This is a genomic window from Aeromonas sp. FDAARGOS 1408, assembly GCF_019048665.1.
GTDB classification, from domain to species: Bacteria; Pseudomonadota; Gammaproteobacteria; order Enterobacterales; family Aeromonadaceae; genus Aeromonas; species Aeromonas dhakensis.
This window is the reverse complement of record NZ_CP077394.1, coordinates 3311194-3332911: the sequence shown is the minus strand read 5'-3', so window position 1 is coordinate 3332911 and position 21718 is coordinate 3311194. Positions and strand designations below refer to the sequence as shown.

Below are 21718 nucleotides of genomic sequence, written 5' to 3'. Positions count from 1 at the left end.
AACGAGACGGGAAAGGGCAAATTTTGCCATGCTGCCGACCATATACAAGAGATTGCCAGAAAAATCAGTCAGTAAGGGGCGAGAGGGAGGGGGCGTGCCCGGAAGGGGCGGGGTCGATGGCGCGCTCCAGCACGATAGCCTCGGCCCGGTAGCCGGCCAGCTCACGGCGATAGCACTCGGTGAACCCTCGGCGCTGCCAGAAGGACAAGGCGACCTCATTGCTGGCAATGACCGACAGGCGCAGCCGGGTTGCGCCCCAGGCGCGAGCCAGCGTGCAGGCGTGCAGATAGAGCGCCTGGCCGCGGCCGGCCCCCTGCCAGGGCTCGCCCACCAGCAGCAGCCCCAGATAGGCGGTGGTGGGTTCGGGATAGCCGCGCAGCAGATCGAGCATGGCGGTGAGCTCCCCCGCCTCCCTGCACCCGATCACCTGTTTGGCAGAGAAGGGCTGCGTCGGCGGACAGGCCGTGAGCGCCTCCTCTGCCGCCTGGGCGCAGAGCGGCGCGTGACTTATCGCCGCCTGATAGGCTGGAGCCAGTTCGAACAGCCGCTGCAGGGCGGGCGCATCGCTTGCCTGCAGCTGACGCAGTTCAGTTGGCATCGCCAATCCTGTCCAGCTGACCGAGGAACTCGGCGGGCCCCATAAAGCCGGTCACCCGCTGGCCGCTCACTTCATTGCCGGTGCGGTCGAAGAAGATCAGGGTCGGCAGGCCCAGCACGTTGAGACCGTTGAGCAGTTCCACATCGGCATCGTCGTTGGCGGTGACGTCCGCCTGCAGCAGTACCATCTGGCCGAAGCGCTCGCGCACGGCGGGGTCGCTGAAGGTCTTGTGTTCGAACTCCTTGCAGGCCACGCACCAGTCGGCATAGAGATCGAGCAGCACCGGCTTGCCGCGGGCGGCGGCCAGCTGGGTCTTGAGATCGTCCAGCGTCTTGATGCGGATGAAGGCCGGCGTCTCGGCCTGGGCGGCGACGCTGGCGCCCGGGGAGGGCAGCAGCAGATCTTTGCCCACCACCACGGCACTGATCATCGCCAGCAGCAGCACGAAACCGCGCAGGCTGCGCCCCACCGAATGTTGCTGGTGCTGGTTGTGATGGTAGAGGTAGCCGCACAGCAGCAGCCCCCAGCCGAGCCAGGCCAGGGTGGCGACCTGATCGCTCCACAGCCTGGAGAGCAGCAGGATGGGCACCGCCAGCAGCGCAAACCCGAACAGCTGCTTGATCACGTCCATCCAGGCGCCCGCCTTGGGCAGCAGTTTGCCGCCCGAGGTGCCGAGCAGCAGCAGCGGCAGCCCCATCCCCAGCGACAGGGCGTAGAGGGCCGCGCCGCCGAGCCAGAGATCGCCGCTCTGGGCCACGTAGATGAGGGCGCCGGAGAGGGGGGCCGTGGTGCAGGGGGAGCAGACCAGGCCGGAGATCATCCCCATGATGCCGACCCCGAGCACGGAGCCGCCCTGCTGGCGGTTGGAGAGACCGGAGAGTCGGGTCTGCAGGCTGCTCGGCAGCTGCAGGGTATAGAGCCCGAACATGGAGAGGGCCAGCAGCACGAACATCACCGAGAGCCCGATCAGCACATAGGGGTGCTGCAGCGCGGCCTGGAATTTCAAGCCTGCCGACGCCACCACCAGCCCGAGCAGAGTGTAGGTGACCGCCATCCCCTGCACGTAGACGAAGGAGAGCAGGAAGGCGCGGCGGGTGGAGAGGCGATGGCCGGCCCCGGCGATGATCCCGGTCAGGATGGGATACATGGGGAAGACGCAGGGGGTGAAGGCGAGGCCGAGCCCCAGTGCGAAGAAGGCGGCGACGCTGAGCCAGAAACCCTGGTTGCCGAGGGCGGCCGCCAGCTGATCCTGCTGGCTGCTGGCCGGGGCCGGCGTGGGCGCATCGACCTGGTCATGCGGTGGTTCGGCGACGAGGGGCTCGACGGCGATCCGCTTGTCGGTCGGGGGATAGCAGAGGCCGTCGGTGCAGCCCTGATAGCTGATCTTGAGGCTGGCCTGCTGGCCCGCCTCGGTCAGGGTGACGGGGATCTGCACCTCCCGGTAATAGACCTGGGTCTTGCCGAAGAAGTCGTCTTCATGATCGGTGCCGGCGGGCAGCACCGGCTCCTCGAAGGTGAGGTTCTCGCCCTGGAAGCTGAAGCGGTGGCGGTAGAGGTAGTAGTCGTCGGCGATGCGCAGGCGCAGCAGCAGCCGGTTGCCCTGCTGTTCGCTCTCGAGGACGAATGCCTCGTCCACTTTCAGAAATTTGGGCTGGGCGCTGGCCTCTATGCCGAGGGCACTCAGCAGATCCGTGCTGCTGGCTCGGGCCGGCAGTGAGTCGAGCCCGGCCAGCAGGGCGCAGAGCAACAGCAGGGGAGATAGCAGGCGAAACGGCGTCATGAAGTTTCCTGTTTTATCCAGTCGAGATAGGGCTGGTGGCCCTGGCTTGTCGGCAGTGCCAGGATCTCCGGCACCTCATAGGGGTGATGAGCAAGAATGCACTGGCGCAGCGGCTCGAACAGGGCCGCTTGCGACTTGATGATGAGCTGGATCTCTGTGGCCCGCTCGATCTGGTTCTGCCAGCGATAGACGGAGGTGAGGCCGGGCAGCTGGTTGATGCAGGCCGCCAGCCGCCGGTCGAGCAGTTGTTCGCATATGAGGTCGGCACTGGCCTCATCCGGGCAGGTGCAAAGCACCAGAATGGCGTCAGTCATGGTGAAATTTCTCGTCCGTACCGGGCGGCCAGGCGCCCGCAAACCAGTGGCTACTATACCTAGCGACGGGTCAAATAGCATCTGGCGCACTTTGCGGCTGCGACATGAAAATAAGTGGGGGGCATGAGATAGACGCTGTCAGAGCGACAAGGCAGAATGAGCGGGCTTGTTCCCATTCGACGTAAGGAAATGTATGACCCAACAGAATGAGCAGCAGAGAAACCGCATGTTGAGCCTGTTGCGCGAAGGTGAGCGCCGTATGTTGGTGCAACTGGCCGGTCTGCTGCGTACCAGTGCCGATGAAATCAATGCCGAGCTGGAAAAAGAGGAGTTGCTGGAGACCCTGGAGCAACCGGTCACGGTGGAGTATCTCAACGGCGTGGTGCAACACCATCTGTTCGAGCGCCTGCACAAGGGTGACATGGTGGCGGCCCAGCGTCTGCTGACCCAGTACCAGAGCGACCTTGAGGCCATGCTGACCCAGGAGGCCGAGGCAGAGGCCCAGACCGAAGAGCTGAAGGCACAAGCCTGAAGGCTGCGGCAGGCCCGCCGGGCTTGTCCTCCCCCAGCACCATCATGCCTCTTGCATGATGGTGCCTCGTTTTTCCCACCGTTTTTTGCCGTCGTTCAACCCAGTGCGTTCTGCTGCCACTGACCCGGGATTGGGTACACCTTGTCGTAGCTCCAGTTGTAGACGAAGGCGTAGACCAGATAGAAGGTCACGAAGCCGATATTGAGCGCCAGCGCCGCCAGCAGGGCGAGATCCAGCCACCAGGCGATGACCGGCAGGGTGAGCGCCATGAAGCCCCCTTCAAAGCCGAACGCATGGACCACGCGCTGCCACAAGGTCTTGTGCGGGTGCCCCTGGTACTTGAGCAGCAGCTTGTCGAAGCCGATGTTGTAGACATAGTTCCAGACGGTGGCCAGTACCGAGAACAGGACGGCCAGCGGCCCCATGTGGCTGAGCTCGATGCCTGTGATCCAGCTGGCCAGGGGGGCTGCGATGAGCAGACCTATCACTTCAAAGCCGATAGCGTGGCGGATACGGTCATTGCGGGTACGCATAAATTCCTCTCTTTAAACAGCTATGTTGACTGACTGGTTGGCAATCTATCCCTATTTTTTGATAGTTTCACGTTAGTATCCATCGCTAAAATAGATGGATGACCGCATTTTCAGGAGCAGGACGATGAACCCATCGCTGGAACAACTCAGGGTATTGCTGGCCGCCGCGCAGGCAGGCTCCTTCTCGGCGGCCGCGCGCCAGCTGGGCAAGGCGCAGTCGGTAGTCAGCACCGCCATCGCCAATCTGGAGATAGATCTGGGGCTGGAGCTGTTCGATCGCAGCGGGCGCTATCCGGTGCTGACCGAGGCGGGCGTGCGCATCAGCCAGGAGGCCGGCATCTTGCTGGCCCAGAGCGCCCGCTTGCAGGCCATCGCCGGCGAGCTGGCCAGCGGCGTCGAGTCGCGCCTGACCCTGGCCATCGATGATGACTCCCACCTGCCCTGGCTCGGCGCCGTGCTGGAGGAGTTCGCCACCCACTACCCGACGGTTGAGCTGGAGCTGCTGTTTCCGCTGATGGAGGATCTCACCGAGATGCTGATTAGCGGCCGCGCCCAGCTCGGCATCAGTTATCAGAAGGAGAACCCGCAGCAGGAGATCGTGGCCCGCTCGCTGGGAGGCGTCGCCATGCCGCTGGTGGTCTCCCCCGAACATCCGCTGGCCCACAAGGCGCCGCTGCGGGAGAGCGATCTGCAGGGGGCTCGCCAGCTGCTGGTGACAGGGCGACGGGAAGGGACTGAGCGCCATCGCTTTCGCCTGTCGGCGCAAGTGTGGTGGGTGGAGGGGGATCTCGGGATCCTGGAGCTGGTGAAACTGGGGCTGGGGTGGGCGGCGGTGCCCGATTTTCTGCTGCACCGGCCGCTGGCTCGGGGCGAGGTGGTGGTGCTCAAGCCGGACTTTATCACCCAGCCGGAGCTGGCGCTGGAGCTGCAGTGGCATCGCGCCCGCCCGCTCGGGCAGGCGGGGCGCTGGCTGAAGGAGGCTCTGCTGGCGCGGGTGCGCTAGCAGGGTGCTTTGCTTCGCTTACTCGGTCAGCTGATAGGGGAGGGGCTGCAGGGTCAGGCTTGAGCCGTCTTCCTGCTTGAGCCGGAAGCGGGCGTCGGCCTCGGTGTCCTTGGGCAGCACGGCGGTGAGCCACAGCTCGCCATCCTGCTGCCAGGCGTTGAGCACCATGCCGCTGCGGCGCCAGTTGTCACCGAGCTGGATCTCCAGGGTGTCGCCGCTGGTAACCGGGGTAGTGGCGGTGCCGCTCAGCACGAACAGGGCGCGGTTGTTGGCGCCGCGATACTTGGCGCGGGCCACCGTCTCCTGCCCCATGTAGCAGCCCTTGGTGAAACTGATGCCATCCAGCGCCTGCAGGTTGAGCATCTGGGGAATGTACTCACCCTGATGAACCGCCTCCAGATGGGGGATGCCGGCCTTGATCTCCAGTCCCCACCAGAGCGACTCGGGGCCGCTGGGCAGGGCCAGCGCCAGCGGCTGTTCGCTGACCAGCAGCCAGCGATCGGCTTCGATCCGCACCGCCATGCCACCCTCGATGAGGCCGCTCTGCTGCAGGTCGTATTGCCCCGCGATCCAGCCATCGGCTCCCTGACCGGCCACGCCGACCGCCTGGCCGTGATTCTCGCTGATCTCGACCTTGGCAAAGATCGCGAACTTCTTGAGCTCGGGTAGCTGGCGGGCCAGCACCGACGGCTTGGTCAGCATCAGCAGGCGATCGCTCAGGCAGAGCAGGCGAAAATCGCTCCACAGCTTGCCCTTGGGATCGCAGTGGCCGCCCAGGGTGTGCTGGCCTGGCTGCAGGGCGTTGACGTCACAGGTGACCTGACCCTGCAGGTATTTGGCGCGATCCGGGCCGCTCAGGCTGGTGATGGCCAGATCGGTCAGAGGGAACAGGGTTGGCTCGGCAGGAAGGATTGGCAGGCTCACGATGGCATTCCAGAGACAGAAAGTATGTGACCTGCATGGTAAAGACGTAAGGAATGTTTGTCAGCCGGAAAATCCAGCTGGTACCATCGCCGGGTCTTTGTAAGGAGAGTTCCATGTTGAGCCCAATTGAAAAATCCCGCCTGAAGTGGGCCTGCCGCCGTGGCATGCTCGAGCTGGATGTGATCTTTATGCCCTTCTTCGAGCACGAGTTCGATGGCTTGAGTGAGGCCGATCAGCAGACCTTCATCCGCCTGCTGGAGTGTGAGGATCCGGAGCTGTTCCGCTGGAGCATGGGCCACGGCGTGCCGGAAGACCCTGCCTTCGCCGCCATGATCCCGCTGATCCTGGAACGCAATCAGGCCCGTCACGATCGCCAGCGCTGATCCATCCGTACGGGTGTCGATGCCCGTCACCGTCTCCAGACAGCAGCGTCTGCTGCTGTTGTCGCTGTTTCTGCTGATCCTGTGGCCACTGGCCGCCCTGATCCACGGCTGGCAGTGGGCCCTGTTGCTGCCCTGCTGGGGTCTGGGGTTGTGGCGCGCCTGGCTCGACACGAGCCGGATGACCGGCGTGCTGGAGTGGGACGGTCAGTGGCTCAGCTGGCAGGGCAACCGTTATCAGCTGGGGGCGGGCAGCCGCATCTGGCCCGGCGTGCTCTGGTTGCAGCTGGTAGCGGTGGAGCGTCCCGCCAGCCGGCTCTGGCTGTTCAGCGATGCGCTGGCACCGGCCCACTACCGCACGCTGGCTCGCGCCATCCACTTCTCCCAGCCGATCCGCTAGCCTCTCTTCCCCATAAAACAGATGACCCCGCCGGAGCGAGGTCATCTGGATATTGCTTCTTATTGCTTGTAGCAGAGGCTAGTCTCGCTCCGGCGTCAGCACGGTCGGCTTGGAGTCCGGCTGCATGTCCGGATAGTCCGGGTTGCAGCAGTGCAGGCCGTGGGACCTTCAGGCTCATTGCTGAGCGAAAAGATCAATCCCGTTCCGGCGTCAGCACGGTCGGCTTGGAGTCCGGCTGCATGTCCGGGTAGTCCGGATTGCAGCAGTGCAGGCCACGGGACCTTCAGGCTCATTGCTGAGCGAAAAGATCAATCCCGCTCCGGCGTCAGCACGGTCGGCTTGGAGTCCGGCTGCATGTCCGGATAGTCCGGGTTGCAGCAGTGCAGGCCGCGGGAACTTCAGGCTCATTACTGAGCGAAAATATCAATCCCGCTCCGGCGTCAGCACGGTTGGCTTGGAGTCCGGCTGCATGTCCGGGTAGTCCAGGTTGTAGTGCAGGCCGCGCGACTCCTTGCGCTGCAGGGCGCAGTTGACGATGAGCTCGGCCACCTGCAGCAGGTTGCGCAGCTCCAGCAGGTTGTTGGAGACCCGGAAGTTGGCGTAGTACTCCTGCACCTCCTGCTTGAGCAGGTCGATGCGGCGCTTGGCGCGGGCCAGACGTTTGTTGGTACGCACTATCCCCACGTAGTCCCACATCATCAGCCGCAGCTCGTGCCAGTTGTGTTGGATCACCACCAGCTCATCCGAATCTTCCACCTTGCTCTCGTCCCACACCGGCAGGTGGGGCGGCTCCACGCTCGTCGGCAGCTTGGCCAGGATGTCGGCCCCCGCCTGATGGGCATAGACCACGCATTCGAGCAGGGAGTTGGAGGCCATCCGGTTGGCACCGTGCAGCCCGGTATAGGTCACCTCGCCGATGGCGTAGAGGCCGGGAATGTCGGTCTGGCCGTTGTTGTCGATCATCACGCCACCGCAGGTGTAGTGGGCGGCGGGGACGATGGGCATCGCCTCCTTGGTGATATCGATGCCGACCGCGAGGCAGCGCTCATGGATGGTCGGGAAGTGCTTGATGATGAAATCGGCCGGCTTGTGACTGATGTCCAGATACATGCAGTCGGCACCGAGCCGCTTCATCTCGTGGTCGATGGCGCGGGCGACTATGTCCCGCGGTGCCAGCTCGGCCCGCTCGTCGAAGTCGGGCATGAAGCGACTGCCGTCGGGGCGGCGCAGATAGGCCCCCTCGCCGCGCAGGGCTTCTGTCAGCAGGAAGTTGGGGTCATCGGGGTGGAACAGGCTGGTGGGGTGGAACTGGTTGAACTCCAGGTTTGCTACCCGGCAGCCGGCGCGCCACGCCATGGCGATACCATCGCCAGAGCTGACGTCCGGGTTGGAGGTGTACTGGTACACCTTGGAGGCACCGCCGGTGGCCAGCGCCACGAAGCGGGCACGGATCACCTCGACCTGCTCGGCGTTGCGGTTCCAGACATAGGCGCCCAGCACCCGGTTGCCGGGCAGACCCAGCTTGCGGGTGGTGATGAGGTCGACCGCGTTGAAGCGCTCCATCAGCTGGATGTTGGGGTGGGCGCGCACCTGATCGATCAGGGTGAGCTGCACCGCCTTGCCGGTGGCATCCGCCGCGTGGAAGATGCGGCGATGGCTGTGGCCCCCTTCGCGGGTCAGGTGATAGTGGGATTCGCCCTCGGCGTCCTCCTCCTGATCGAAGGGGACCCCCTGCTGGATCAGCCACTGGATGGAGTCGCGGGCGTTGCGGGCGGTGAACTCCACCACGGCCGGGTCACACAACCCGGCCCCGGCGTTGAGCGTGTCGCTCACGTGGGATTCGATGCTGTCGGTCTCGTCGAACACGGCAGCGATGCCTCCTTGCGCATAGAAAGTGGCCCCTTCACTGATGGGCCCCTTGCTCAGAACCAGGACTTTGGCCTGGTCTGCCAATCGCAACGCGAGAGACAAACCGGCGGCACCGCTGCCAATGATCAGTACGTCGCAAAGGTATTCAACACTTGCTTTCATAAGTATCATTGGCCTGGATTAAGAACTGGCACCATGGTAGCCCAAGCGAGGGTGGTGATGCAGCCTGCGTCACATTTTTTTCAATGCAAGCGAACTTTCCCTGATTCCTCCTGTCTGAACTTGTGCGCTTAGGAAGGGCCGGAAAAGAAAAACGATAACCTGATGGGGGTTTTACGGCTCTGATGAGCGACCAGAATCTACTGGACGAACAGCTGGTTGAACGGGTCCAGCGTGGCGATAAAAATGCATTCAACCTGTTGGTAAAAAAATACCAGCACAAGGTGGTCAACCTGGTGGCCAGGTATGTCAACAATCCGGGCGATGTACCGGATGTGGCGCAGGAGGCTTTCATCAAGGCTTATCGCGCGCTGCCGACATTCCGTGGCGAGAGCGCCTTTTACACCTGGTTGTACCGGATTGCCGTGAACACGGCCAAGAATTATCTGACCTCTCAGGGGCGCAGGCCGCCCAGCAGTGACGTAGAGGCGGAAGAGGCAGAATACTATGGCGGTGGCGAAGCCTTGCAAGAGGTGGCTACCCCGGAAAACCTGACGCTGACCGACGAGATCAAGCGCACCGTGTTTTCTGCCATAGAAGCTTTGCCGGAAGACTTGAGGACAGCTATCACCCTTCGCGAACTGGAAGGGCTGAGCTACGAAGAGATTGCCGAAATCATGGATTGTCCGGTGGGTACGGTGAGATCCCGCATCTTCCGGGCGAGGGAAGCAATCGATAAAAAGCTGCAACCTCTGATCGAGAATTAAACTGGGGAAAGACAGGTTAACTTATGGCAAATAAAGAGCAACTCTCGGCCCTGATGGACGGTGACTTGAGCGATGTTGAGGTTCTGAACGAGCTGGGAACGGATCCGGCTCTGCAAGAGACCTGGTCTCGTTACCACCTGATTGGTGATGCCATGCGGGGGGACCTGCCGGTCAATCTGCAACTGGATCTCAGCGACAGCATCATGGCTGCGCTGGAAGATGAACCTACCATACTGGCGCCCAAGCCGGTGGAGAGCAAACCTGCCGTACCGCAGCCGGGTAGCGCCAAGACCGCCACGATAGTGCCGTTCCTGCGCCGTGCCGGCCAGCAGGTAGGGCAATACGCCATCGCCGCCTCGGTCGCTGCCGCCGTCATCTTCGGGGTGCAGCAGTATCAGGGGCAGGACGGTGTGCCGACCAACCCGGTACTCAACACTATCCCCGTTGGTGGCAGTGCCTCGCCGGTAAGCGTGCACTATCCGCAGGACGGCAATCGTGCAACCCAGCGTCAGCAGGGGTTGAGCGAACAGCAGATGCAGGAGCAGCGCGAACGCATCAACGCTTTCCTGCGCGACCACCAGTTGCAACAGCGTCTGCTGCAAGACAAGCAGATTCAGGAATAACGGATTAGGGATCAGAACGTGCGCCAGTCCAGCCGTATTTTGCTGGCCTCTCTCCTGTTGATCAGCGCCAAGGCCTCGGCCGACGACAAGTCGGCCGAGGCCTTGTTGCAGCAGATGCAGAGTGCCGTCTCGCAACAGAATTTCGAATTGTCCATGGTCAAGGCCCGGCAGGGGCGACTCGAGCCTATCCGCTTCAGCCACGGCGTGATCGATGGCAAGGAGGTGGCTCACCTCAGCTACCTCGATGGCAAGACCATCGAGTACCTGCAGCGCCAGGACGAGTACACCTTTTTTGAAAATACCCATGAACCCTACACCCTCAAGGGGGCACGTTTCCCCGGCGTGTGGGCCACCTTGGTGAGAATGCCGTTGCCGCGGGTGCTGGAGAGTTATGATCCTGTGCTGGCCGGCCGCAGCCGGGCGGCTGGGTTGGTGGCTCAGGTGGTGCGGCTGGTGCCCAAGGAGGCCGACAAGTACGGTTTCGTGCTCTGGATTGATGAGCAGAGCAGCTTGTTGCTGCGGGTGGACATGGTGGATCGGGAAGGCAACCTGGTCGAACAGGTGTTGGGGGTGGATCTGGACCGGCTCCCTGCGCCGGCCCCCTGGCTGGTGAAGCTGGCCAGCAGCAAGCTGCCCCAGGCGCTGGCGTTGGAAGATGCCTATCCGGCGCCGCAGCAGCAGCTGAACTGGCACCTCACCTGGCTGCCTGAAGGCTTCAAGGTGCTCTCCCGGGATCGTCACCAGCTGGTGACTACCAGTCTGCCGGTGGATTACATGATGCTCTCCGACGGGCTGGTGGATCTCTCGGTCTACGTGGCCCGGGTCGATCCCAAGCAGGCGGTGCGCCAGCAACTGATCCGTCAGGGCGCCACCTCGCTGGTGAGCTTCGTCAATGACGTGGGGGTCGAGATAACCGTGGTCGGGGAAGTGCCGGCCGACACCGCCAAGCGGATTGCCGAATCGGTGCAGCCGCTGGCCCGCAACGAGGCCGTACAGTAAGCCGTCAGACGCGGCTGCTTGCCCAAGGCCGGCAGTCGTGTTCAGATTGGGTCAATCTATCTTTCGTTATTGTGGAACCGTCTTGTGAGTGGAATGAGCGAAGAGCTGGCAACCGTGGTGGCCATTGATGGAGAACATGCCTGGGTGGAGTGCGAACGGCGCTCCGCCTGCAGCGGTTGTCATCAACAGTCCAACTGCGGTACCGGCACGGTGGCCAAGGCGTTTCCATTGAAAGCGCAGCGACTGCGGGTGGCGCTCACCGCCGAGGTGAGCGTCGGCCAGCAGGTGAGGCTCGGCATTCCCCAGGCGAGCATCCTGCAGGGGGCCGCGCTGGTCTATGTGCTGCCGCTGTTCTGCCTGCTGGCGGGGGCCCTGCTGGGGCAACTCTGGCTGGCACCCCTGCTCTCTGCAGGGGAGGGGGTCACCATCCTCTGCTGCCTGCTGGGGGGCCTCGTCGGTTTTTCACTGGTTCGTTACTTTTCCAACCGGCTCGATCAGGGGGCCTATGGTCCCCGCATGCTGGGTGTGGTCCTGCCCACCCGCCATCTCTCCTGACCGTGCAGGCCGCTATTTCTGGTGCTTCGTCGACTAAAGATTGGCCGTCGACCGGGTTATCCAGTAAAATCCTGCCTCCATATCCGGCCCTAACCTAATTTTGAGTGATTCTTGCTCGATGAAACACATTCGTAACTTTTCGATTATTGCGCACATCGACCACGGTAAATCGACCCTGTCGGACCGTCTGATCCAGACTTGTGGCGGCCTGTCCGACCGCGAGATGCAGGCTCAGGTGCTTGACTCCATGGAACTGGAGCGCGAGCGCGGCATTACCATCAAAGCACAGAGTGTGACCCTGAACTACCAGGCACAAGACGGTAACACCTACCAGCTGAACTTTATCGACACCCCGGGCCACGTGGACTTCTCCTACGAGGTCTCCCGCTCGTTGGCGGCCTGTGAAGGGGCACTGCTGGTGGTGGATGCCGGCCAGGGGGTTGAGGCACAGACTCTGGCCAACTGCTACACCGCCATGGAAATGGACCTGGAAGTGGTGCCGGTGCTGAACAAGATCGACCTGCCGGCCGCCGAGCCAGAGCGGGTTGCCGAAGAGATCGAGGACATTGTCGGCATCGACGCGGTCGACGCGGTGCGCTGCTCCGCAAAGACCGGCCTCGGTGTCGATCTGGTGCTGGAAGAGATCGTGGCCAAGATCCCGTCTCCGGAAGGGGATCCGGATGCCCCGCTGCAGGCGCTGATCATCGACTCCTGGTTCGACTCCTATCTGGGCGTCGTCTCTCTGGTGCGGATCAAGAACGGTTCGCTCAAGAAGAACGACAAGATCAAGGTAATGAGCACCGGCCAGACCTGGGGTGTCGATCGTATCGGTATCTTCACACCCAAGCAGGTGGATACCGACGGTCTGGGCTGCGGCGAGGTAGGTTGGGTCGTCTGCGGCATCAAGGACATCCACGGCGCGCCGGTGGGCGATACCCTGACCCTGGCCAAACACGGTGCCGAGAAGGCGCTGGCTGGCTTCAAGAAGGTGAAGCCGCAGGTTTATGCCGGTCTGTTCCCCATCTCCAGCGATGACTACGAGTCCTTCCGCGATGCACTGGAGAAGCTGTCGCTCAACGACGCCTCCCTGTTCTACGAGCCGGAGAGTTCCACCGCACTGGGCTTCGGTTTCCGTTGCGGCTTCCTCGGCATGCTGCACATGGAGATCATCCAGGAGCGGCTGGAGCGTGAGTACGATCTGGATCTGATCACCACGGCGCCGACCGTGGTCTACCAGATCGAGCAGACCGACGGCACCACCATCCACATCGACAGCCCGGCCCAGATGCCCGCCATCACCAGCATCAAGGAGATGCGTGAGCCGATCGCCGAGTGTCACATCCTGCTGCCGCAGGAGTACATGGGCAACGTGATCACCCTCTGTATCGAGAAGCGCGGCGTGCAGACCAACATGGTCTACCACGGCAAGCAGGTGGCACTGACCTATGAGATCCCGATGGCGGAAGTGGTGCTCGATTTCTTCGACCGCCTCAAGTCCACCAGCCGCGGTTACGCCTCGCTGGACTACGGCTTCAAGCGTTTCGAAACCTCCGACATGGTCCGTCTGGACATCATGATCAACGGCGAGCGGGTCGACGCCCTGGCCATCATCACCCACAAGGAGAACGCCCAGTACCGCGGTCGCCAGGTGGTGGAGAAGATGCGCGAGCTGATCCCGCGCCAGATGTTCGATATCGCCATCCAGGCTGCCATCGGCAACCAGATCATCGCTCGCAGCACCGTCAAGGCCCTGCGCAAGGACGTGACCGCCAAGTGCTACGGTGGTGACGTGAGTCGTAAGAAGAAGCTGCTGAACAAGCAGAAAGAAGGCAAGAAACGGATGAAGTCTCTGGGCCGTGTCGACGTGCCGCAGGAAGCCTTCCTCGCAATTCTCCACGTCGGAAAGGATTAATAGATGGCAAGCACGTTTTCCCTGATCCTGGTGGTGGTCTGCGCGATCACCGGTGTTATCTGGTGTCTGGACAAGATGATCTGGTCCAAGCAGCGGGCCGCCAAGATTGCCGTGGCCCGTGCCCACGGCGGCGCCCATCTGGACGAGAAAACCCTGGCCAAGGTGGCCCCCGTGCCGGTCTGGATCGAACAGACCGCCGGGGTCTTCCCGGTCATCACCCTCGTACTGATCCTGCGCTCCTTCATCTTCGAACCGTTCCAGATCCCGTCTGGTTCCATGATGCCCACCCTGCTGGTGGGCGATTTCATCCTGGTGGAGAAGTTTGCCTACGGCCTCAAGGATCCGGTGACCAACACCAAGTTCCTTGAGACCGGTGAACCCAAGCGCGGCGACGTGGTGGTGTTCAAGTATCCGCTGGATACCCGGGTGGACTACATCAAGCGCGTAGTCGGCATGCCGGGGGATCGGGTCATCTATCGCAACAAGGAGCTGATGATCCGGCCCAAGTGCGAGGAGCAGGAAGGGAAAACGTGCCCGGGCTTCCAGAAGCTCGACGTCAAGTTTGAACAAAGGGGTGAATTTACCCAGATGGGGATCCCGCTTGACCGCTATACCGAGCAGCTGGGCGAGGTGTCTCACGAGACCCTGCGCAACCCGCTGATGCCCGATATGGTCGGCCGTTACTACCGCCAGCCCGGCACCTACCCCGACGAGTGGGTCGTACCGGAAGGTCAGTACTTCGTCATGGGGGACAACCGTGACAACAGTACCGACAGCCGTTTCTGGGGCTTCGTGCCCGAGCAGAACCTGGTGGGCAAGGCGGTCGCTATCTGGATAAGTTTTGAATTCGAGCGCGAAGAAGGCTCCCTGCTGCCGAGCTGGGTACCGACAGGGGTGCGCTTCAACCGCATTGGCGGAATCAAGTAAATGAATATCAAGATGAACAGACTGCAGTCCCGTCTCGGGCATGTCTTTCAGGATCAAGAACTGCTGACCCGGGCGCTGACTCACCGCAGCGCCGGCTCCCGTCACAACGAGCGACTGGAATTTCTGGGTGACTCCATTTTGAGTCTGGTGATTGCCGACGATCTGTTCCACCGCTTCCCGCAGGCGGCGGAAGGGGATCTCAGCCGGATGCGCGCCACCCTGGTACGCGAGAAGACCCTGGCCGAACTGGGCCGGGAGTTCGACCTCGGGGATCACCTGATCCTGGGGCCGGGCGAGCTGAAAAGCGGCGGTTTTCGCCGTGAATCCATTCTGGCCGACACGGTCGAGGCGGTGATCGGCGCCGTCTATCTGGATACCAACCTTGAGACGGTACGGACGCTGCTGCTGGGCTGGTACGCCAGTCGCCTGGACGAGATCAAGCCGGGCATAGAGCAGAAGGATCCCAAGACCCGTCTGCAAGAAATTCTGCAGGGAAGCCGCAAATCCCTGCCGACCTACACAGTGACCAACGTCAAGGGCGAGGCCCACAACCAGGAGTTCACCGTCCAGTGTGAGGTGGAAGGTCTGGATGGTCCGCTGGTCGGGGTCGGCACCAGCCGTCGCAAGGCCGAACAGGCCGCGGCGCAGCAAGCATTGGAAAAACTGTCATGACAGATAGCACTTATTGCGGCTTTGTCGCCATCGTGGGCCGCCCCAACGTGGGCAAGTCCACCCTGCTCAACAAGCTGCTTGGCCAGAAGGTCAGCATCACTTCGAAGAAGCCCCAGACTACCCGTCACCGGATCCTGGGGATCGACACCGAGGAGAACTATCAGACCATCTACGTGGATACCCCGGGTCTGCACATTGAAGAGAAACGGGCCATCAACCGCCTGATGAACCGCGCCGCCACCAGTTCGCTGGGGGACGTGGCCATGGTGGTGTTCGTGGTCGACGGCACCCACTGGACCAAGGACGACGAGATGGTGCTGGGCAAACTGCGCAACCTCAAGTGTCCCGTGGTGCTGGCGGTCAACAAGATCGACAACGTCAAAGAGAAAGAGGATTTGCTGCCCCACCTGGAGTGGCTGGGCCAGCAGATGAACTTCTCCCATATCCTGCCCATCAGTGCCGAGAAGGGCACCAACGTGGAGAAGATCCGCGAGTGGGCCAAGGATCTGCTGCCGGAAAACGTCCACTTCTTCCCGGAAGATTACGTGACCGACCGCTCCTCCCGCTTCATGGCCTCCGAAATCATCCGCGAGAAGCTGATGCGCTTCACCGGTGAGGAGCTGCCCTACTCGGTGACGGTGGAGATCGAGCGCTTCAAGGTGGAAGAGAACGGTCTCTACCACATCCACGGCCTGATCCTGGTGGAGCGCGAAGGCCAGAAGAAGATGGTCATCGGCAACAAGGGCGAGAAGATCAAGACCATCGGCACCGAGGCCCGCATCGACATGGAACGGCTGTTCCAGAACAAGGTGCACCTGGAGCTGTGGGTCAAGGTCAAGTCCGGCTGGGCCGACGACGAGCGCGCCCTGCGCAGTCTCGGCTATGGCGACGACTGATTGCTGACCCCGGCTTTCGTCATCCACAGTCGGCCCTATCGGGAGACCAGCCAGCTGGTCGAGGTTTTCACCCAGGATAGTGGCCGTTTTACCCTGGTGGCTCGCGGTTCTCGCGGGCCACGCTCGCCTCTGAAGGGGCTGTTGCAACCCTTTACCCTGCTCACCATCGCCTGGCGTGGCAAGGGGGATCTCAAGAATCTCACCCAGGTCGAGTGCCCGGATCACTCCCTGCGCCTCGGTGGCGATCGCCTCTTCTACGGCCTCTATCTCAACGAGCTGGTCTACTACCTGCTGGAGGCGCACACCCCCTTCCCCGAGGTGTTCGATGCCTATGCCCGCGCCATCATGGCGCTGGCCGACGGCGAGACGCCGGAGCTGCCGCTGCGCCGCTTCGAGTTCCTGCTGTTGCAGGCGCTGGGTTATGCGGTGGACTTCGAGTACACGGCGGATGACGAGTCGCCAATTGAACCAACCCTGCTCTACGGCTTCGAGCGGGAGTTGGGCTTTGTCGCTTGCGAGCGGGCGCCGGATCCCCGTACCCTGTTTCTCGGCGCGCACCTGCTGGCCTTTGCCGAGGGGCGTTTCGATACTCCCCCCCTGTTGCAGGCGGCCAAGCGTTTCAGCCGGCTGGCGCTGCAACCCTATCTGGGACGGCGTCAGTTGAAGAGCCGGGAGCTGTTTTTAAAGCGCAGAGGTGCAGGCCAGGGCTGAACGCCTGCCGGCCTTGTGCCTCTGCCGCGGGTTGCAACCTGCAACCCCCCACGTGACATACGGATATCGGCGCTGGCGCCAAGGCGGCAGCTGCACAGTTAACAGTGAAGAGCTTCAAGGAGTCGTCAATGAGCGAAATCTATCTGGGTGTGAACATCGATCACATCGCCACCCTGCGCAATGCCCGGGGCACCCAGTATCCGGATCCGGTACAGGCCGCCTTCGTGGCCGAGCAGGCCGGTGCCGATGGCATCACGGTGCACCTGCGGGAAGATCGCCGCCACATCACCGACCGTGACGTGGAGATCCTGCGCCAGACCATCCAGACCAGGATGAACCTGGAGATGGCGGTGACCGAGGAGATGATCGGCATCGCCTGCCGTATCAAGCCTCACTTCGTCTGCCTGGTGCCGGAGAAGCGCACCGAGGTGACCACGGAGGGTGGCCTGGATGTGGCCGGCCAGCTGGACAAGGTGACCGATGCGGTGACCCGTCTGGCCGCCGTCGGTGCCCAGGTGTCGCTCTTCATCGATGCCGACCCCATCCAGATCGATGCGGCCGCCGCGAGCGGTGCTCCCTTCATCGAGATCCACACCGGTCGCTACGCCGATGCCACCACGGATGCCGAGCGTAACGCCGAGTTCAAGCGCATCGCCGCCGGTGCCTCCTATGCCGCCGGCAAGGGCTTGAAGGTCAATGCCGGCCACGGCCTGCACTACCACAACGTCAAGGCCATCGCCGCCATCCCCGAGCTCTATGAGCTCAACATTGGTCACGCCATCATCGGCCGCGCCGCCTTCGACGGCCTGGCCAAGGCGGTCAGCGACATGCGCCTGCTGATGCAGGAAGCCCGTCAGGGGATCTGATCTGTCGGCAGGGGTTGGGCCTCGCGACACGAAGAAAAAGGGACGCCACGGCGTCCCTTTTTGTTGCGGTATGATGGAAAGGTCGGTGGCGGTCAGACTTGCACTGCCTTCTGCGATGTTCAGAGTTTGCCGTCGCTCATACACATGCGGATCTTGGCGGCGACCACCTCCTCCATGGCGGCCATGGCGGGCACCAGATACTGGCGCGGGTCGCTGGCGTCGGGGTGGGAGGCCAGGAACGCCTTCATGGCGTCGGAGAAGGCGATCTTGAGTTCGGTGGCCACGTTGACCTTGCACACCCCGAGCTCGATGCAGCGGCGCACGTCCCGGTCGGGAATGCCGGAGGCGCCGTGCAGCACCAGCGGCACCGCTACCCTGGCCCGGATGGCGGCGAGGCGCTCGAAGTCGAGGCGCGGCTCCTCCTTGTAGAGGCCGTGGGCCGTACCGATGGCGACGGCCAGGGAGTCGATGCCGGTGCGCGCCACGAACTCGGCCGCCTTGTCCGGGTCGGTCAGATGGGCGTTGGCGGCGTCCACGATGAGGTCATCCTCCTGGCCGCCGAGCTGGCCCAGCTCGGCCTCCACGCTTGCCCCCATGCGGTGGCAGAAGGTGACGACCCGCTGCACCTTGGCGACGTTCTCCTCGAACGGCAGGTGGGAGGCGTCGATCATGGCGGAGTGGATGCCGGCTTCGACCTTGTAGTGGATATCCTGCTCGTCCTCGTGGTGGTCCAGATGCAGTACCAGCGGGATGCGGTACTGATGGGCAGCTGAGGCGCAGATGGAGACCAGGTACTCGACCCCGGCGTGGCGGTAGGTACCCGGCGTGGCGGCCAGGATCACCGGGGAGTTCAGTTTGGCGGCGGTGCGGGCCACCACCTCGACGGTCTCCAGGTTGTGGATGTTGAAGGCGGGCACCGCATAGCCGCGGCGCTGGGCATCTTTAAGCATTTCGTGGGACGAGATCAGATACATGAGGACTCCTTGGCACCCAGAGGGGCACCAGCTTCAGGGAAAGAGAGAGGGGCAGGGGCGGGGAGGATCTCCCGGCCGGCCACCCAGATATGTTGTTGATTGAGCTCCGCGGTCAGGGCGAGTAGGTTGGCCTGCTTGCCGACGGCCAGCGAGCCGAGGCGATGTTCCACCCCCTGCATCCTGGCCGGTGCCAACGAAGCCATGCGGATGGCCTCCTCCAGCGGCACGCCGGCCAGCTGCACCATGTTGCGCACGGCGCCGAGCAGCGTGAGGGTGCTGCCCGCCAGGCCGCCGGTGTCGGTGCGCACCACCCCGTCCTTCATCTCCACCCGGTAGTCGCCGAGCAGGTAGTGACCGTCCGGCATGCCGGCGGCGCGCATGGCATCCGTGATGAGCAGCAGGCGATCCCTGGCGCAGCAGTGACAGAGTCTGAGCACGCTCGGATGGACGTGGTGGCCGTCGGCGATGAGCTCCAGCCAGGCACCGGGATGCACCAGGCCTGCGCCGACCATGCCGGGTTCTCTGTGGTGCAGGCCGCGCATGCCGTTGAAGCAGTGCACCAGCCCGGAGGCCCCCGCCGCCAGCGCCGCCATGGTGGTGTCGTGGTCGGCGGCGGAGTGACCCAGCATCACCCGGATGCCGGCCTGCTTGAGATGACGGATGGCGGCCAGCGCCCCGCCCTTCTCGGGGGCGAGGGCGACCACCTTCAGGGTGCCTCGCGCCACCTGTTGCAGCTGGTCGAGCTCCGCCAGATCCAGCTCCCGGAACAGGGCCGGGTCATGGGCCCCTTTGTTATCCGGGGTGAAGTAGGGCCCCTCCAGATAGCTGCCGAGCAGTTGCGCGCCCGGCTGGGGGCTCGCCATGGCATCGGCGATGCGACCCAGGGTGCTGAGGATGGCGGGCAGCGGGGCTGTGACCGTGGTGGCGAGGAAGGCGCCCACCCCTTCTGCCGCCTTGGCAAGGGAGAGGCGGGCCAGGGCGTCGGCCGCCTCATCCATCACGTCGACGCCGGCCCCGCCGTGAACATGGCCATCGATGAGGGCGGGCACCAGCAGCTCGACCTCCCGCACCGGGTCGTTGGCCGGGATGGGGCCGATGGCGGTGATGATGCCCCCTTCATGGGTCAGTACCTGATGTTCCTGCCAGCCCTGCTCGGTCAGCAGGCGGCGGGCGCGGATCCGCTCTGCCATCTAGATCCCCTCCTCGGCCAGGGTCTCGGCCCGCTCGCGCGCCAGCTCGTCCACCAGGCTGGTGAGGCCGCGATGACCACAGCACAGCGCCTGTTCACGAAACTGGGACGGGGTCAGCTCGCCGCGCTCCATCACCATCTCCAGCAGCAGCTGCAGATTGGTGCCGGTGACCACCTCCCGCCCGGGTTGGTGCAGAGCCAGGGTGGAGGCGACCCGAAACGGGGTTCCCCCCAGCAGGTCGGTCAGAAAGACCACCCCATCCCCTCGTTCCACCTGAGTCAGGGCGGTTTCGCACTGATCCTGCAGCAGGGCCGTGGTGGAAGACTCGGGAAAGTCGATGGCGACCACCGCCTCCTGCTCGCCGAGGATCTGCAACATGGCCTGTTCCATGCCGCTGGCGAAGCCGCCGTGTCCGCAAATGATGATGCCCAACATAACCTGTTCCTTTACAGCAAAGGGCCGGCCTGGTGCCGGCACCGGATTAGAGGAAGCCTGCAAACTTGCCGACGATGCCGAGTACGACCGTGATGACGATGAGGCGCAGCGGGCTCCAGCCGCGGCGGATCAGCCCATACATGGCCAAGGTGTAGAGCAGCGGCAGGAAGGCGGGCATCAGCTTGTCAAGCACGTCCGCCTGCAGCTTTACCACCGCATCGCCGGCGGTGATCTCCAGGGTTGTGCCGAGCCGCACATAGGTGGCGACCAGGGCGCCGATCACCGTCATGCCGACGATGGAGGCGGCATGGCCCACCTTGCGGGTGTTGGCCTTGATGAGCGGAATGGCGGCCACCCCCATGCGGTAGGCGTAGTGCGCCAGCCCGAAGCGCAGGCCGAAGTGCACCAGGTTGAACAGCAGGAAGAAGACCACAGCCCCCATGATGGAACCCTGCAGGGCCAGGTCGGCGCCGATGCCGCCGCAGATGGGCAGCAGGGTGAGCCAGAACATGGCATCACCGATCCCGCCGAGCGGTGCGCCAACCGCGATCTTGGTGCTCTGGATGCTGTTGACGTTCTGCTTGGAGCGCTCCATCGCCAGCACTATCCCCATCACGAAGGTGACCAGGAAGGGGTGGGTGTTGAAAAAGCCCATATGCCCCTTCATCGCCCGGGAGAGATCCCGCGGGTTGGTGTGGATCTTCTGCAGCGCCGGCAGCAGGCCGTAGAGCCAGCCGGAGGCCTGCATCCGCTCGTAGTTGAAGGAGGCCTGCAGCAGCAGGGATCTCCAGGCGAAGCGGTTGATGTCCTGGCGGGTCAGCTCGGCCCCCAGTTGCTGATCTTCGTAGACGTCGTCGGAGACGGTGCGGGTCGGTTGCGGCTCGGCCGCCTGGGCCAGCCGGGTGGCGGTGTTGTTAGATGCCATCTTCAGTTTCCTCCTGGATGGGGCGGGCTTGTGGCGCCGGGTCCTTGCGCATGAAATCGATCAGAGCCATGGCCAGGGCGGCCGCGGCGATGGCCAGCACCGGCAGCTTGAGCCAGGCGGCGGCGACGAAACCGAGGATGAAGTAGGGGATGTAGACGTTCTTCATCATGATCTTGAGCAGCACGGCGAAGCCGATGGCGGGCATGATGCCGCCGGCGACGCCGAGGCCGTCGATGAGACGGGCGGGCAGCACGTCGATGGCGGTCTTGGCGTGTTCGGCCCCGAAGTAGGTGGGCAGGAAGGCGCACAGGAAGTAGAAGGAGCCCAGCGCCAGCAGCGCCAGGTAGTTGACCCGCTCGATGCCGCGCACATCCCCCTGTTCCGCCATCCGGTCACAGCGGGACATGACCCCCGACATCACCGAGAAGAGGAAGGTGATCCCCATCTGGACCGCCACCGCGAACGGTACCGCGACCCCGACCGCCACATCCGGCTTGACCCCGGTGGTGATGGCGAAGGTGGCGCCGACTATGGTGCCGATGATGACGTTGGGCGGTTGCGCTCCCGCTAGCGGGGCCAGCCCCATCCAGACCAGCTCCAGGGTGCCGCCCACCAGAATGCCGGTGGGAAGGTCGCCGAGGATCAGGCCCACCAGCGGGCCCAGTACCACGGGCCGGTGGAAGTGGGTCAGGCCGTTGAACAGGTCAAGCCCGGCGAAGAACGCCAGCATGCCCAGCAAGAGCCCTTGCAACAAACTGATTTCCATCACAATTG

At 63.4% G+C, this 21718-nt stretch carries 25 protein-coding genes; 14 read left to right on the top strand and 11 right to left on the bottom strand.

Features of this window, described 5'->3' with window-relative positions; all coding sequences use genetic code 11:
* Window positions 1-64: 64 nt before the first annotated feature.
* Genes I6L38_RS15290 through cutA form a run of 3 tightly spaced genes read right to left on the bottom strand, consistent with a single transcriptional unit; the run spans window position 65 to window position 2692 of the window.
* On the bottom strand, window positions 65-598 hold the full coding sequence (locus I6L38_RS15290; protein WP_216988683.1) for an N-acetyltransferase: 534 nt from the start codon (window positions 596-598) through the stop codon (window positions 65-67).
* The gene (locus I6L38_RS15285) at window positions 588-2378 is read right to left on the bottom strand and encodes a protein-disulfide reductase DsbD (protein WP_201889464.1); all 1791 of its coding nucleotides are present in this window, start codon (window positions 2376-2378) and stop codon (window positions 588-590) included. The genes I6L38_RS15290 and I6L38_RS15285 overlap by 11 nt, the downstream gene beginning before the upstream one ends.
* Window positions 2375-2692, bottom strand: a complete 318-nt coding sequence (gene cutA, locus I6L38_RS15280; protein WP_201881409.1) for a divalent-cation tolerance protein CutA — start codon at window positions 2690-2692, stop codon at window positions 2375-2377. The genes I6L38_RS15285 and cutA overlap by 4 nt, the downstream gene beginning before the upstream one ends.
* Window positions 2693-2885: 193 nt before the next feature.
* Here cutA and I6L38_RS15275 point away from each other — a divergent pair, with 193 nt between their 5' ends.
* Window positions 2886-3224 carry a hypothetical protein gene (locus tag I6L38_RS15275; RefSeq protein WP_019839856.1) on the top strand — a complete coding sequence of 113 codons (339 nt, stop codon included), beginning with the start codon at window positions 2886-2888 and terminating at the stop codon, window positions 3222-3224.
* Between the two features lie 95 nt (window positions 3225-3319).
* On the opposite strand, the gene I6L38_RS15270 is transcribed toward I6L38_RS15275, so the two are convergent.
* Window positions 3320-3757, bottom strand: coding sequence for a PACE efflux transporter (locus I6L38_RS15270; RefSeq protein WP_005309357.1), 438 nt, complete (start codon window positions 3755-3757; stop codon window positions 3320-3322).
* Between the two features lie 124 nt (window positions 3758-3881).
* Between I6L38_RS15270 and I6L38_RS15265 the strand changes: the two genes are divergently transcribed.
* The gene (locus I6L38_RS15265; RefSeq protein ID WP_043170438.1) at window positions 3882-4760 is read left to right on the top strand and encodes a LysR family transcriptional regulator; all 879 of its coding nucleotides are present in this window, start codon (window positions 3882-3884) and stop codon (window positions 4758-4760) included.
* An 18-nt stretch (window positions 4761-4778) separates the two neighbouring features.
* Here the strand turns inward: I6L38_RS15265 and ygfZ are convergent, their stop codons facing one another.
* Window positions 4779-5684, bottom strand: coding sequence for a tRNA-modifying protein YgfZ (gene ygfZ, locus I6L38_RS15260; RefSeq protein ID WP_043170436.1), 906 nt, complete (start codon window positions 5682-5684; stop codon window positions 4779-4781).
* Window positions 5685-5797: 113 nt separating this feature from the next.
* Between ygfZ and I6L38_RS15255 the strand changes: the two genes are divergently transcribed.
* Together I6L38_RS15255 and I6L38_RS15250 are read left to right on the top strand one after the other, a co-directional pair.
* Complete coding sequence (locus tag I6L38_RS15255; RefSeq protein ID WP_005309363.1) at window positions 5798-6067, top strand: succinate dehydrogenase assembly factor 2; 270 nt, start codon at window positions 5798-5800, stop codon at window positions 6065-6067.
* A gap of 19 nt (window positions 6068-6086) precedes the next feature.
* A complete protein-coding gene (locus tag I6L38_RS15250; protein ID WP_017764759.1) occupies window positions 6087-6464 on the top strand; it encodes a protein YgfX in 378 nt (125 codons plus the stop codon).
* 423 nt (window positions 6465-6887) lie between these two features.
* Here I6L38_RS15250 and nadB read toward each other — a convergent pair whose 3' ends face one another.
* Complete coding sequence (nadB, locus tag I6L38_RS15245; RefSeq protein WP_043170434.1) at window positions 6888-8495, bottom strand: L-aspartate oxidase; 1608 nt, start codon at window positions 8493-8495, stop codon at window positions 6888-6890.
* A 182-nt stretch (window positions 8496-8677) separates the two neighbouring features.
* On the opposite strand from nadB, the gene rpoE reads away from it, so the two are divergent.
* From rpoE to pdxJ, 10 genes are all read left to right on the top strand, one after another.
* Window positions 8678-9259 (top strand): RNA polymerase sigma factor RpoE, encoded by a 582-nt coding sequence (rpoE, locus tag I6L38_RS15240; RefSeq protein ID WP_005309371.1) that lies wholly within the window; start codon window positions 8678-8680, stop codon window positions 9257-9259.
* Between the two features lie 23 nt (window positions 9260-9282).
* Entirely contained in the window at window positions 9283-9882 is a 600-nt protein-coding gene (locus tag I6L38_RS15235) for an RseA family anti-sigma factor (RefSeq protein WP_043170433.1), read from the top strand.
* Window positions 9883-9900: 18 nt separating this feature from the next.
* Window positions 9901-10881: a MucB/RseB C-terminal domain-containing protein gene (locus I6L38_RS15230; protein WP_010635033.1), complete on the top strand. Its 981-nt coding sequence runs from the start codon at window positions 9901-9903 to the stop codon at window positions 10879-10881.
* 93 nt (window positions 10882-10974) lie between these two features.
* On the top strand, window positions 10975-11436 hold the full coding sequence (locus I6L38_RS15225) for a SoxR reducing system RseC family protein (RefSeq protein ID WP_005309378.1): 462 nt from the start codon (window positions 10975-10977) through the stop codon (window positions 11434-11436).
* Window positions 11437-11554: 118 nt separating this feature from the next.
* Complete coding sequence (gene lepA, locus I6L38_RS15220; RefSeq protein ID WP_005309379.1) at window positions 11555-13348, top strand: translation elongation factor 4; 1794 nt, start codon at window positions 11555-11557, stop codon at window positions 13346-13348.
* Window positions 13349-13351: 3 nt separating this feature from the next.
* Window positions 13352-14275, top strand: coding sequence for a signal peptidase I (gene lepB, locus I6L38_RS15215; protein ID WP_005309381.1), 924 nt, complete (start codon window positions 13352-13354; stop codon window positions 14273-14275).
* The gene (rnc, locus tag I6L38_RS15210; RefSeq protein WP_005309383.1) at window positions 14276-14947 is read left to right on the top strand and encodes a ribonuclease III; all 672 of its coding nucleotides are present in this window, start codon (window positions 14276-14278) and stop codon (window positions 14945-14947) included.
* Window positions 14944-15843, top strand: a complete 900-nt coding sequence (gene era, locus I6L38_RS15205) for a GTPase Era (protein WP_005309385.1) — start codon at window positions 14944-14946, stop codon at window positions 15841-15843. The genes rnc and era overlap by 4 nt, the downstream gene beginning before the upstream one ends.
* On the top strand, window positions 15844-16554 hold the full coding sequence (gene recO / locus I6L38_RS15200) for a DNA repair protein RecO (RefSeq protein ID WP_017779322.1): 711 nt from the start codon (window positions 15844-15846) through the stop codon (window positions 16552-16554). It abuts the gene before it with no gap.
* Window positions 16555-16682: 128 nt separating this feature from the next.
* On the top strand, window positions 16683-17420 hold the full coding sequence (gene pdxJ, locus I6L38_RS15195) for a pyridoxine 5'-phosphate synthase (protein WP_017786468.1): 738 nt from the start codon (window positions 16683-16685) through the stop codon (window positions 17418-17420).
* Between the two features lie 119 nt (window positions 17421-17539).
* Here pdxJ and I6L38_RS15190 read toward each other — a convergent pair whose 3' ends face one another.
* The 5 genes from I6L38_RS15190 to agaW are packed head-to-tail and all read right to left on the bottom strand — an operon-like array spanning window position 17540 to window position 21710.
* Complete coding sequence (locus I6L38_RS15190) at window positions 17540-18394, bottom strand: tagatose bisphosphate family class II aldolase (RefSeq protein WP_005309394.1); 855 nt, start codon at window positions 18392-18394, stop codon at window positions 17540-17542.
* Window positions 18385-19584 carry an N-acetylglucosamine-6-phosphate deacetylase gene (gene nagA, locus I6L38_RS15185; RefSeq protein ID WP_043170430.1) on the bottom strand — a complete coding sequence of 400 codons (1200 nt, stop codon included), beginning with the start codon at window positions 19582-19584 and terminating at the stop codon, window positions 18385-18387. Before nagA ends, I6L38_RS15190 begins: the two co-directional genes overlap by 10 nt.
* The gene (agaF, locus tag I6L38_RS15180; RefSeq protein ID WP_043170428.1) at window positions 19585-20019 is read right to left on the bottom strand and encodes a PTS galactosamine/N-acetylgalactosamine transporter subunit IIA; all 435 of its coding nucleotides are present in this window, start codon (window positions 20017-20019) and stop codon (window positions 19585-19587) included.
* A gap of 46 nt (window positions 20020-20065) precedes the next feature.
* Window positions 20066-20944 carry a PTS N-acetylgalactosamine transporter subunit IID gene (gene agaE / locus I6L38_RS15175; protein WP_025202194.1) on the bottom strand — a complete coding sequence of 293 codons (879 nt, stop codon included), beginning with the start codon at window positions 20942-20944 and terminating at the stop codon, window positions 20066-20068.
* Window positions 20934-21710: a PTS N-acetylgalactosamine transporter subunit IIC gene (gene agaW / locus I6L38_RS15170; protein WP_011704758.1), complete on the bottom strand. Its 777-nt coding sequence runs from the start codon at window positions 21708-21710 to the stop codon at window positions 20934-20936. Before agaW ends, agaE begins: the two co-directional genes overlap by 11 nt.
* Window positions 21711-21718: the final 8 nt, after the last annotated feature.

Bases quoted from the DNA above. Each gene is read 5' to 3' on its own strand.
- I6L38_RS15290 (WP_216988683.1), bottom strand. From the start codon at position 598: ATGCCAACTGAACTGCGTCAGCTGCAGGCAAGCGATGCGCCCGCCCTG.
- I6L38_RS15285 (WP_201889464.1), bottom strand. From the start codon at position 2,378: ATGACGCCGTTTCGCCTGCTATCTCCCCTGCTGTTGCTCTGCGCCCTG.
- cutA (WP_201881409.1), bottom strand. From the start codon at position 2,692: ATGACTGACGCCATTCTGGTGCTTTGCACCTGCCCGGATGAGGCCAGT.
- I6L38_RS15275 (WP_019839856.1), top strand. From the start codon at position 2,886: ATGACCCAACAGAATGAGCAGCAGAGAAACCGCATGTTGAGCCTGTTG.
- I6L38_RS15270 (WP_005309357.1), bottom strand. From the start codon at position 3,757: ATGCGTACCCGCAATGACCGTATCCGCCACGCTATCGGCTTTGAAGTG.
- I6L38_RS15265 (WP_043170438.1), top strand. From the start codon at position 3,882: ATGAACCCATCGCTGGAACAACTCAGGGTATTGCTGGCCGCCGCGCAG.
- I6L38_RS15255 (WP_005309363.1), top strand. From the start codon at position 5,798: ATGTTGAGCCCAATTGAAAAATCCCGCCTGAAGTGGGCCTGCCGCCGT.
- I6L38_RS15250 (WP_017764759.1), top strand. From the start codon at position 6,087: ATGCCCGTCACCGTCTCCAGACAGCAGCGTCTGCTGCTGTTGTCGCTG.
- nadB (WP_043170434.1), bottom strand. From the start codon at position 8,495: ATGAAAGCAAGTGTTGAATACCTTTGCGACGTACTGATCATTGGCAGC.
- rpoE (WP_005309371.1), top strand. From the start codon at position 8,678: ATGAGCGACCAGAATCTACTGGACGAACAGCTGGTTGAACGGGTCCAG.
- I6L38_RS15235 (WP_043170433.1), top strand. From the start codon at position 9,283: ATGGCAAATAAAGAGCAACTCTCGGCCCTGATGGACGGTGACTTGAGC.
- I6L38_RS15225 (WP_005309378.1), top strand. From the start codon at position 10,975: ATGAGCGAAGAGCTGGCAACCGTGGTGGCCATTGATGGAGAACATGCC.
- lepA (WP_005309379.1), top strand. From the start codon at position 11,555: ATGAAACACATTCGTAACTTTTCGATTATTGCGCACATCGACCACGGT.
- lepB (WP_005309381.1), top strand. From the start codon at position 13,352: ATGGCAAGCACGTTTTCCCTGATCCTGGTGGTGGTCTGCGCGATCACC.
- rnc (WP_005309383.1), top strand. From the start codon at position 14,276: ATGAATATCAAGATGAACAGACTGCAGTCCCGTCTCGGGCATGTCTTT.
- era (WP_005309385.1), top strand. From the start codon at position 14,944: ATGACAGATAGCACTTATTGCGGCTTTGTCGCCATCGTGGGCCGCCCC.
- pdxJ (WP_017786468.1), top strand. From the start codon at position 16,683: ATGAGCGAAATCTATCTGGGTGTGAACATCGATCACATCGCCACCCTG.
- I6L38_RS15190 (WP_005309394.1), bottom strand. From the start codon at position 18,394: ATGTATCTGATCTCGTCCCACGAAATGCTTAAAGATGCCCAGCGCCGC.
- nagA (WP_043170430.1), bottom strand. From the start codon at position 19,584: ATGGCAGAGCGGATCCGCGCCCGCCGCCTGCTGACCGAGCAGGGCTGG.
- agaF (WP_043170428.1), bottom strand. From the start codon at position 20,019: ATGTTGGGCATCATCATTTGCGGACACGGCGGCTTCGCCAGCGGCATG.
- agaE (WP_025202194.1), bottom strand. From the start codon at position 20,944: ATGGCATCTAACAACACCGCCACCCGGCTGGCCCAGGCGGCCGAGCCG.
- agaW (WP_011704758.1), bottom strand. From the start codon at position 21,710: ATGGAAATCAGTTTGTTGCAAGGGCTCTTGCTGGGCATGCTGGCGTTC.